The organism is Stenotrophomonas sp. GZD-301 (assembly GCF_049310345.1).
Classification (GTDB): Bacteria; Pseudomonadota; Gammaproteobacteria; order Xanthomonadales; family Xanthomonadaceae; genus Stenotrophomonas.
Genome location: NZ_JBMOWY010000006.1, coordinates 55,221 through 65,754 on the forward strand (window position 1 = coordinate 55,221; position 10,534 = coordinate 65,754).

General features: G+C 69.4%; 8 protein-coding genes. 3 read left to right on the forward strand and 5 right to left on the reverse strand.

Annotated features, from left to right (window positions below; genetic code table 11):
• Nucleotides 1–5: 5 nt before the first annotated feature.
• From ACO6VK_RS01635 to ACO6VK_RS01650, 4 genes are read right to left on the reverse strand one after another with little or no spacing between them, the layout of a single operon-like run.
• On the reverse strand, nt 6–449 hold the full coding sequence (locus ACO6VK_RS01635; protein ID WP_422505148.1) for a hypothetical protein: 444 nt from the start codon (nt 447–449) through the stop codon (nt 6–8).
• The gene (locus ACO6VK_RS01640) at nt 446–1,522 is read right to left on the reverse strand and encodes a metal-dependent hydrolase (RefSeq protein WP_422505149.1); all 1,077 of its coding nucleotides are present in this window, start codon (nt 1,520–1,522) and stop codon (nt 446–448) included. Before ACO6VK_RS01640 ends, ACO6VK_RS01635 begins: the two co-directional genes overlap by 4 nt.
• 40 nt (nt 1,523–1,562) lie before the next feature.
• Nucleotides 1,563–2,366, reverse strand: a complete 804-nt coding sequence (locus tag ACO6VK_RS01645; protein ID WP_422505150.1) for a UDP-2,3-diacylglucosamine diphosphatase — start codon at nt 2,364–2,366, stop codon at nt 1,563–1,565.
• A complete protein-coding gene (locus ACO6VK_RS01650) occupies nt 2,363–4,072 on the reverse strand; it encodes a lysophospholipid acyltransferase family protein (protein ID WP_422505155.1) in 1,710 nt (569 codons plus the stop codon). Before ACO6VK_RS01650 ends, ACO6VK_RS01645 begins: the two co-directional genes overlap by 4 nt.
• A gap of 296 nt (nt 4,073–4,368) precedes the next feature.
• Between ACO6VK_RS01650 and metK the strand changes: the two genes are divergently transcribed.
• From metK to ACO6VK_RS01665, 3 genes are all read left to right on the forward strand, one after another.
• Entirely contained in the window at nt 4,369–5,580 is a 1,212-nt protein-coding gene (gene metK / locus ACO6VK_RS01655; protein ID WP_017355270.1) for a methionine adenosyltransferase, read from the forward strand.
• Nucleotides 5,581–5,832: 252 nt separating this feature from the next.
• Nucleotides 5,833–7,053, forward strand: coding sequence for a hypothetical protein (locus ACO6VK_RS01660; RefSeq protein ID WP_422505151.1), 1,221 nt, complete (start codon nt 5,833–5,835; stop codon nt 7,051–7,053).
• 16 nt (nt 7,054–7,069) lie between these two features.
• On the forward strand, nt 7,070–7,570 hold the full coding sequence (locus tag ACO6VK_RS01665; protein WP_422505152.1) for an acyl-CoA thioesterase: 501 nt from the start codon (nt 7,070–7,072) through the stop codon (nt 7,568–7,570).
• 125 nt (nt 7,571–7,695) lie between these two features.
• Here ACO6VK_RS01665 and ppc read toward each other — a convergent pair whose 3' ends face one another.
• Nucleotides 7,696–10,407, reverse strand: coding sequence for a phosphoenolpyruvate carboxylase (gene ppc, locus ACO6VK_RS01670; RefSeq protein WP_422505153.1), 2,712 nt, complete (start codon nt 10,405–10,407; stop codon nt 7,696–7,698).
• Nucleotides 10,408–10,534 lie beyond the last annotated feature (127 nt).

A 10,534-nucleotide genomic window follows, 5' to 3' on the forward strand; every position in this document is an offset into this window, starting at 1 on the left:
GGCCGTCATGCGGACAGCAGCCAGGCGACCAGGCTGAGCACCACCACACCCGCCAGCAGCGCCCAGATCGCCATGCCACCGCGATCGCCGGCCGCCACGGTGGTGCCCGCGCCCTGGAGGCGCGCGCCTTCGCGCGGGCGCGGCGTCGGCGTGCTGCCCACCTCCAGCGTCCCCGTGGCCCGGCGCTGGCTGCGCTCGGACAGGGTGTGTTCCATGCGCTGGGCGCGTTCCGGGTCGACCTTGCGCAGCTCCTCCAGCAGTACCTGCTGCTGACGCGCGCGATCGGGCTGCGCCCTGGCCTTCTGCATGAGCTCGCGCAGCGGCACCGCCGGCGGCTCGGCCGAGGCGGCCGGGGTCAACTGCACCAGCAACGCGCGGTACTCCGGTGGCACATCGGCCAGCCGGGTGTAGCGCGTGCCGTTGATCTCCATGCTGAAACGCTCGCTCACGGTGCCTCCTGCCAGCCTGCCTTCGGGGCGATGACGTCGGTCGCGGCCGGCGCGTGCCAGATGCGTTGCCACATCGCCGCGAACCGCCGCTCCACCCTCGCCCTGCCCTGCTTCCCTTCATACGCCGGTCGCAGCTGTCGCGGCGTGATCGCCGCCCAGCCGTCGCCCTCGGCCCGCGCCACCGCGAAGGTGAACGTATAGTCCGGCTCCAGACCCATGCGCAGGTCGCTGAGCTGCAGTTCGCCGTCCACCACCTGGGCGCGCATGAAACCGCGGTTGAACCACTGCAGCCGCGCCACGGCCGGCAGCGCCGCCGCCTGGCGCAGCGCCTGCACGTTGGACGGATGGCCGTCGAAGGTCATCGGGCCCCGATCGGCGACCAGCGAACGCTCGCCGATCACATAGCCGTTGGGGGTCATCGCCACCACCTGCCAGAGCAGGGTGTTGAACGGCATCGCTACCGAGAACCGCGGGGCGTCGGCCAGGCCCATCGCGGCCAGCGCGCGGTCGGCCTCGCGGTCGACGGTGTGCTTGGCCAGCAGCGACCAGCCCAGGTAACCGCTGCTGAGCACCAGCCCGGCCACCAGCGCCCGCTGCGCCAGCGGCCGCGCGCGCGCGAACCAGGCCACCGCGCAGCCGATCAGCAGCCACACCGTGTAGCCGGGGTCGATGATGAAAACGCTGGACCACATCGTGGGCGGCGGCGTGAACGGCCACCACAGCTGGGTGCCATAGACGGTGAAGGCATCCAGCAGCGGGTGCGTGATCAGCGCCAGCAGGATTGCCCAGAACCAGCGCGTGGGCGCCTCGGCGACCCGCCCGTTGCCGAAGCGTTTGAAGCCCCACCAGATCAGTGCGGCCACCCACGGCAGCACCAGCAGCGAGTGGCTGTAGCTGCGGTGCTCGGTCATCAGCGCCACCGGGTCGGCGGTGATCGCCGCCAGCAGCAGCGCATCCAGGTCCGGCAGGGTGCCCAGGGCGGCACCGGCAAGCAGGGCGGCGCGGCGGTGGCCGGCCGGGGCGATGGCGGCGGCGACGGCGCCGCCCAGTACGATCTGGCTTAAGGAGTCCATCGGCCGATGCTAGCAGCCGGGCACGTGCGATGCGGCGTGCTCAGGCCGCCTTCGGCAACCGCGCTGCGCCGGCCAGCTCCACCAGCGTGTGCCCCTGGTGGTCCAGCAGCCGCAGGCTGCCGTCGGGGTCTTCGGCCAGCGCGGTCAGGCTTTCCACCCAGTCGCCATCGTTGGCGTACACCAGCCCGTCGCGCTCGACCAGCGCGGCCCGGTGGATGTGCCCGCAGACGATGCCGTCCAGGCCGCGCCGGCGCACGTCATCCAGCCCGGCCTGCACGAAGCGTTCGATGTAGCGCTCGGCGGCGCTGCTGCGCTTCTTGAGGAACTCCGACAGCGACCAGTAGCGCCGCCCGAGCCGCCGCCGGACGGCATTGAGCAGATGGTTGCCGGTGAGGATGCGGTAGTACAGCCAGTCGCCGAACCGTTCCTGCAGACCGCCGAAGTGGGTGATGCCGTCGTAGTCGTCGCCGTGGACCACCAGCAGCCGGCGCCCGTCGGCGGTGACGTGGATCGCCCGCCGGCGCACCTGCATGGCCGGCAGCATCAATCCGCACACACTGCGCAGCGATGCGTCGTGGTTGCCGGGAATGTAGATGATCTCCGTGCCGGCGCCGCGCAGCGCATGCAGGGCCTGGATCACCTCGCTGTGGGCGGGCCGCCAGCTCGCGCGCCGGTGCGCCATCCACCACAGGTCGATGATGTCGCCCACCAGGTACAGGCGCTCGCAGCGCAGCTCGGCCAGGAAGCGCGCCAGTTCGGTGGCGTGGCAATGGCGCGATCCCAGGTGCACGTCGGAGAGGAACACCGCGCGCCGGTACGGCGCCAGGCGCGTGACCGCGCTCATGCCGGCAGCCCCGTCTGGCGCAGGTAGCGTTTGCGCTTGTGGGGCCGGATCGCATGCAGGTCCACTTCGATCAGGCCGTCGATCGAATCGCTGAAGTCTGGATCGACGCCGAAGGCCAGGAAGCGCGCGCCGCCGGGTTCGGCCAGCTCGGTGTACTGGCGGTAGAGGGTCGGCACGCCGGTGCCGAGCGCGGCCAGGTTGGCCTTGAGCACGTCGAACGCGGCCGCTGCATCCAGGTCGCCAAAGCACGGCGGCGCGGCGAAGTACCGGAACGGCCGGTGGGAGGCCACCAGCCCCGCCTCGCCACCGAAGTAGCGCTGGTAATAGGCCACCAGCTGCTCGCGGGCATCGAGCGGCAGCGCGGCGCTGATCGAGACCGCGCCAAACAGGTAACGGATGCCGGGCCGGCGCTGCAGATACGCGCCGATGCCCTGCCACAGGTAGTCCAGGCTGCGGCTGCCCCAGTAGTCGGGCACCACGAAGCTGCGGCCCAGTTCGAGTCCTTCGGCGATGCGTGGGATGGCGTCGTCGGAGTAGCGGAACAGCGAGGCGCTGTACAGACCCGCCAGGCCACGCTGCGCGAGGGCCTGGGCGCCGCGCATGATCCGGTAGGCACCGGCGACGCGCTGCGCCGCACCGTCCCAGATCACGATGTGCTGGTAGTCCAGATCGAAGGCGTCCAGGTCGCGGCTGCGGCCGGTGCCTTCACCGACCCGCCGGAACGTCAGCTCGCGCAGGCGCCCCAGCTCCAGCAGCAGCGGGCACCCGGTGCTGCAGCGGGCCAGCAGGATCTGCTTGCCATCGGCGGTCTGCCCCAGCACGTCGGCGGCGGCGATCGCGGCGGCCACCCGCGCGGGGGCGACCGGCGCGGCGAGCGGCTCGGGGCCGGCAGCGGTGGCCGGCGTGGCGTCGGCCCGCCGCCCCAGCGCATACAGCGCGCGCCGTACCGCCAGCAGTTCGTCGCGGGCATCGCCCGGCCCCAGCTGCATCGGCGTGCCGATGCGCAGGCGCAGCGGCCGGCCGCGATGGGCGAACATCTCGCGGGCCAGCAGCAGGGTGCCGGCCGGCTTGAATACGCTGGATACGCCGTAGAACAGCGCCGAATTGCGCGCGTCCACCCGCACCGGCAGCACCGGCGCGTCGGCATCCCGGGCAAAGCGCACGAAGCCGCGCTGCCAGCGGCCATCGCGGATGCCGCGCAATGAAAGCCGCGACACTTCCCCCGCGGGGAATACGATCACGCACTGGCCCGCCGCCAGGGCCTGCCCCACCGCCTGCACGCTCGGCCGCTTCGCCGTGCCCCCGAGGATGCGTACCGGCAGCAGCAGGTCCTGCAGGGGCTCGATGGCGGCGAGCAGATCGTTGGCCACGATCCGCACGTCGCGCCGCACACGGCCGACCGCGTCCAGCAGGGCCAGCGCGTCCAGCGCACCGGAGGGATGGTTGGCCACGATCAGCAGCGGGCCGGTGGCGGGAATCCGGGCGAGCGCTGCGTCCTCGACCCGATAGCGGCCGCCGAGGAAGTCCAGCCCGGCGCTGACGAAGCCGAAGCCCTGCAGGCCGGCGCTGCGCTGCAGGAACGCCTCGATCCGGTCCAGCTGCGACCAGCGCCCGACGCTGCGCAGCAGCGGCCTGGCCAGACGGGCCCGATGGCCGTGGAACCACTGCGGGTACCGCTCCTGAAGGCGCTGCTCGAACTGCTGCATGGCGTGCTCACTCATGCCCGGCGGCCGGATTGGCCGAGAGCGTGGCCCGGGACGAAGGCAGCCTGATGGCGGTTTGGCGGCAGATCGATGACGGCCGGCCCTGCAGGGCCGTGGAATTGTCACGCTGGTGGAACACTGGGCGGTGACGCTGGGGCCCAATACCGTCACAGCGGGCCCTGCGACGGGCACACCGGCTTAACCTCGGGCAACTCCGGCTGGCGCACAATGCAACAGCGCGACTTGCCGTGTATCATTCGCGCCCATCTTTCCATCCGAATCAAAGGATATTACGCCTGATGTCCAGCTACCTGTTCACCTCCGAATCGGTCTCCGAAGGCCATCCGGACAAGATTGCCGACCAGATCTCCGATGCGGTGCTGGACGCGATCCTGACCCAGGACAAGCGCGCCCGCGTGGCGTGCGAGACGATGGTCAAGACCGGCGTGGCGATCGTGGCCGGTGAAATCACCACCAGCGCCTGGATCGATCTGGAAGCCCTGACCCGCAAGGTGATCCTGGATATCGGCTACGACAGCTCCGACGTCGGCTTCGACGGCGCCACCTGTGGCGTGCTGAACCTGATCGGCAAGCAGTCCCCGCACATCGCGCAGGGCGTGGATCGCAAGAAGCCCGAAGAAATGGGCGCCGGCGACCAGGGCCTGATGTTCGGCTATGCCACCAACGAAACCGACAGCTACATGCCGGCGGCGATCCACCTGTCGCACCGCCTGGTCGAGCAGCAGGCCAAGGTCCGCAAGAAGAAGAACTCGCCGCTGTCCTGGCTGCGTCCGGATGCCAAGAGCCAGGTCACCCTGCGCTATGAAAACGGCGTGGTCTCGGCCATCGACGCAGTCGTCCTGTCGACCCAGCACGCCCCGGGCGTCAAGCAGAAGGACCTGATCGAGGCCGTCCGCGAAGAGATCATCAAGCCGGTGCTGCCGGCCAAGTGGCTGCACAAGGGCACCAAGTTCCACATCAACCCGACCGGCAAGTTCGAGATCGGCGGCCCGGTGGGCGACTGCGGCCTGACCGGACGCAAGATCATCGTCGACACCTACGGCGGCTGGGCCCGTCACGGTGGTGGCGCGTTCTCGGGCAAGGATCCGTCCAAGGTCGACCGTTCGGCCGCCTACGCTGCCCGCTACGTCGCCAAGAACGTCGTGGCTGCCGGCCTGGCCGACCGCTGCGAAGTGCAGGTCTCCTACGCCATCGGCGTGGCCGAGCCGACCTCGATCTCGGTCACCACCTTCGGCACCGGCAAGATCAGTGACGACAAGATCGAGAAGCTGATCCGCAAGCACTTCGATCTGCGCCCGTACGGCATCATCAAGATGCTGGACCTGATCCACCCGATGTACCAGCAGACCGCCGCCTACGGCCACTTCGGCCGCAAGCCGAAGGAATTCAGCTACACCGACGGTGCCGGTGAGCTGGTCAACGCGACCGCCTTCTCCTGGGAGAAGACCGATCGCGCCGCCGCCCTGCGCGCGGATGCGAAGCTGAAATAAGACGAAGGGCCGCGAAAGCGGCCCTTCTCTTTAGCGGTAGAGCCGACCGTTGGTCGGCTGCCGTTGGCGGGTAGAGCCGACCGTTGGTCGGCTGACGTTGGCGGGTAGAGCCGACCGTTGGTCGGCTGGCCGCGCGCAGCGCGGCAATGATCGGAATAAAACGACGGGCCGCGAAAGCGGCCCTTCTTTTGCCCGTTGCAAACAATCGCCCGCTCAAGCGAGCATGACGCGATCGACCAACGAGGCTCGCATATGCTCTCCACCCTGCTGGACAAGTGGTTCAAGGACACCCCCGGCAACGACGCATTCGCCGAGCGCTTCATCGCCACCGCACGCCGCAGCGGCGTCACCCAGCCGATGACCTACGACGCCGCGCGGTTCCGCGTGCAGGTGGGTGAGAGCAGCTACTTCAATCTGCACAACGCCCACCATGCCTATCTGAGCGCCGGCCGCGGCGCGCAGCAGCAGGCCTTGGACATTTTCGTCCGCGGCCTGCAGGCCATGAACGATGGCAACGACAGCGCGGAGAACTGGGAGCAGGTCCGTCCGTTGTTGCGCCCGATCATCCGCAACCTCGCGCAGCTGGAACATATCCGTCTTTCGACGATTGAAACGATGGGCTGGGATGCCCCCGAAACGCTGCAGTACCGCAGGCTCACCGACGAGTGCGTCGAACTGCTGGCCATCGACCATGCCGAGCATATGGTCACCCAGCAGGACGGTCCGCCGCCGGAGTGGGGGATCAGCCTTGCCGGCGCTCTCGATGAGGCGCGCCGTAATCTGCGCGCGATCGACCCGGTGGATTTCGCCCCCATCGCCCCCGGCCTGTACCGTGCGGCATGGGCCGACTGCTACGACAGCAGCCGTGCCCTGCTTCCCGAGCTGGTGAACCGGGTCCCGGTGGCGGGACGACCGGTGTTTCTGCTGGCCACACGCGATGTGATGCTGGTGGCCGGGGAAAACGATACGGACGCACAAGAGCTGATGTTCGACATGGCGCAGGAGGAGATCCAGGCCGGACGCACGATCTCGTGGGAACTGCTCAGCCATGACGACGACGGGCGGATCACGGCACGTGAACCGGCAACCGCTGCGCTGCGCCTGAAGCAGGACCAGCTGCGCCGATCGTTCCGGCAGGACGCCTACCAGCAGCAGAAAGAGCTGCTGCAGCGCGTGCACGAGGCCCACGGCGTCGATGTGTTCGTGGCCACGTTCCTGGTGTACCGCAATGACACCGAGACCTTCTCGATCGCCAGCTGGGCCCAGGGCGTGGAGACATCCCTGCCCCTCACCGACTACCTGTCCTTCGTGGTTGCTGACGACGACTCCCGCGTGGTCCGCGCGCCCTGGGCCACGGCGATGCCGATCGTGGGTCACCTGCTGGAAGCCGATCCGCGCCATCTGCACCCGCCGCGCTTCCTGACCCGTGGTTTCCCCACCGGGGAACAGCTAGCACAGTTGGAGGGGCGCTGAGCGGTACACTGCGGCCATGACCGAATTCAAATCCAACCAGTTGTCGATGACCGTGCTGATGTCCCCGGAGATGGCCAACTTCTCCGGCAAGGTCCACGGTGGCGCGGTGCTGCGCCTGCTCGACCAGGTCGCCTACGCCTGCGCCAGCCGCTATGCCGGCCGCTACGTGGTGACCCTGTCGGTGGACCAGGTGATGTTCCGCCAGCCCATCGCGGTGGGCGAGCTGGTCACCTTCCTGGCCTCGGTGAACTACACCGGCACCTCCTCGATGGAGATCGGGGTGAAAGTGGTGGCCGAGGACATACTCAAGCGCAGCGTGCGCCACGCCAACAGCTGCTTCTTCACGATGGTCGCGGTGGACGACGAGGGCAAACCGACTCCGGTGCCGCCGCTGCAGCTGGAGACCAGCGACGAGCGCCGTCGCCATGCGGCTGCGTTGATCCGCCGGCAGCTGCGCGAGGAGATGGAACAGCGCCACCTGGAACTGCTGGCGTCCAACCCGCCGTCCCCGGAGTAACCCACGGCGGGAACCGGCGGTGGGTCGGCATGGGGTGCTCTCACCATCGGGCATCGCACGCCATGACCAACGGTCATGGCCTACCGGGTGGGTACCGACCGTTGGTCGGTATGCATTGCCTCCCGTTACCCGGTGTTCTGCACACCCTGCGCAACGCCGTTCACGCACGCCACCAGTGCGCGCAGCACGTCGTCGTCCTCGCCACCGCTGTCACGCCAGCGCCGCAGCAGGTCCACCTGCAGCACGCTGATCGGATCGACGTAGGGGTTGCGCAGGCGGATCGACAGCGCCAGGCGCTGATCGTGCTGCAGCAGTTCGTCCTGCCCGGTCAGCGCCAGGATCAGCGACCCGGTCAGCGCCAGCTCGCGCTGGATCTGCGGGAAGAACACCCCGTGCAGGGGGCCGGACAACCGCGAGAACTGCTCGGCGATGGTGATGTCGCCCTTGGACAGCACCATCGCAATGTCGTCCAGGAACGTACTGAAGAACGGCCAGTCGCGTGCCATCTCCTGCAGCGTCGCCTCGTGCCCGGCATCGATCGCCGCCTGCAGCCCGCTGCCCACGCCGTACCACCCCGGGATCACCGCACGCGCCTGGCTCCAGGCGAACACCCACGGAATCGCACGCAGGTTGGACAGCGCGGCGTCCTCGCCCAGCCGCCGCGACGGGCGCGAGCCCAGCGTCATCCGCTCGATCACATCGATCGGCGTGGCCTGGCGGAAGTACTGCATGAACGCCTTCTGGCCAACGAAGGCGCGGTAGGCCTCGGCACTCGTGGCCGCCACCAGGTCCATCACCGGCCGCCACTGCGCCTCGCGAGGCTCCGGCGCACGCGGGCGCAGGCTGGACCGCAGCACCGCGCCGGTGGACTGCTCCAGCGAGCGCAGCGCCAGCGCGCGGATGCCGTACTTGCGATGGATCACTTCGCCCTGCTCGGTCACCCGCAGGCGGCCGTCGATGCTGCCGCGCGGCGAGGCGTCCACCGCGTGGGTGGTCTTGCCGCCGCCGCGGCTGATCGACCCGCCGCGACCGTGGAAGAAGGTCAGCCGGATGCCGCTGTCGGCCGCCACCTCCAGCAGCTCCACCTGCGCACGCTGCAGCCCCCAGCGCGACGCGGCGATGCCGCCGTCCTTGCCGCTGTCGGAGTAGCCCAGCATCACCATCTGCACATCGCCGCGGGCGGTCAGGTGCGCGCGGTACACCGGGTCGGCCAGCAGGTCGCGCAGGGTGTCGGTCCCGCGCCGGAGATCGTCCACCGTTTCGAACAGCGGCGCAATGTCCAGCGGCACCGCACCGGCGGTGTCGACCAGCCCGCCGCGCCGCGCCAGCGCCAGCACCGCCAGCACGTCGCTGCGGTCGTGCGCCATCGAGATGATGTAACTGCCCAGCGCATCGGTGCCGTGGCGATGCCGTGCGTCGGCCAATGCCGCGAACACCGCGTCCAGCCGCGCGCCGCCGTCGTCGGTACTGGCCGGCAGCGCCTGCTCGCCGCTGGCGAACGGTGCCAGCCGCGCCGCACGGGCCACCGCGTCGGCGGCGTCCCAGGCCTCCTGCCCATCCAGCACGCTGGCCAGCGCGCGGCCATGCACGCTCGATTCCTGGCGCACGTCCAGCCGCGCCAGATGGAACCCGAACGTGCGCACGCGCCACAGCAGGCGGCGCACCGCAAAGCCGCCGGCATGGTCGCCCTTGTTCGCGTGCAGGCTGTCGAGAATCAGCGTGAGGTCGTCTTCCAGCGCCTGCGGTGAGGGATACGCCCCCGCCGTGTCGTCGAGCGTGGCCTGCACGCGGGCGCGCATGCGGTCGTTGAGCAGGCGATACGGCATGTCGGCATGGCGCGGACGCGAGGTGACCTGCGGCAGCAGTTCCCGGTAGTGCGCCACCCGTGCCTGCAGCGCCTCGCTGACCGCCACCCGTTCGGTGGACTGGCTGAGCAGGCTGGCCAGCTGCAGCAGGTCTTTCTGGTAACGCCCCAGCACGGCCTGGCGCTGTGCATCGAGCGTGGCGCGGATGGTGCCGGCGTCCACGTTCGGGTTGCCGTCCATGTCGCCGCCCACCCAGGTGCCGAAACGCAGCAGACGGGGCAGCGGCAGGTCCTCGCCGTAGGTATCCAGCAGCGCCTGCTGCAGCGATTCGTACAGCACCGGGATCACCCGGTACAGCACCTGCACCAGATAGAACCCGACATGCTCGCGTTCGTCTTCCACGGTCGGGCGTACCGGCGAGGAATCGGTGGTCTGCCACGAGGCGGTCAGCGCCATGCGGAAGCGCGCGGCATCGGCGGCGGCCTCACCCGGCGTGCGTTGGCCATCGAGGTTGTCGACCAGACTGGCGACCATCAGCTGCTCTTTTTCCAGCAGCGCGCGGCGGACCGCTTCGGTGGGATGCGCGGTGAACACCGGTTCGATGTCGATGCGTGGCAGCCACTGCGCCAACTCGGCCAGGGTCACGCCCTGCGCCTTGAGTTTCTGCAGCGCGTCCTGCAGGCCATCCGGCTGCGGCGCGGCAGTGCCGGCACGCTGGTAATCGCGACGGCGGCGGATGCGGTGCACGCGCTCGGCGATGTTGACCACCTGGAAGTACGTGCTGAACGCCCGCACCATTGCTTCGGCGCGCTCCGGCGGCAGGCCGGTCAGCGCATCGTTGAGGTCGGACAGGGGGGCGTCGCTTTCGCGCCGGGCGATGGCGCGCGTGCGCACCTGCTCCACGTCCTCGAAAAACTGCGTGGAGACCTGCTCGGCGAGCAGGTCGCCGACCAGTGCGCCAAGCCGGCGTACGTCGTCGCGCAGGGGGATATCGGGAGTGGCAAAAACGATGCTGCTGCGGTACTCGTTCATCTGCGACGCACTGGCCTCGGGAACGGAATCCGATCCAGCCTACCGCAGAACAATGGTTTCATCTGGTAGTGGGGGGAAGCGGAAAGGAACCCCATCACCCTCTCCCTCACCCGAAGAAAACGGTCTG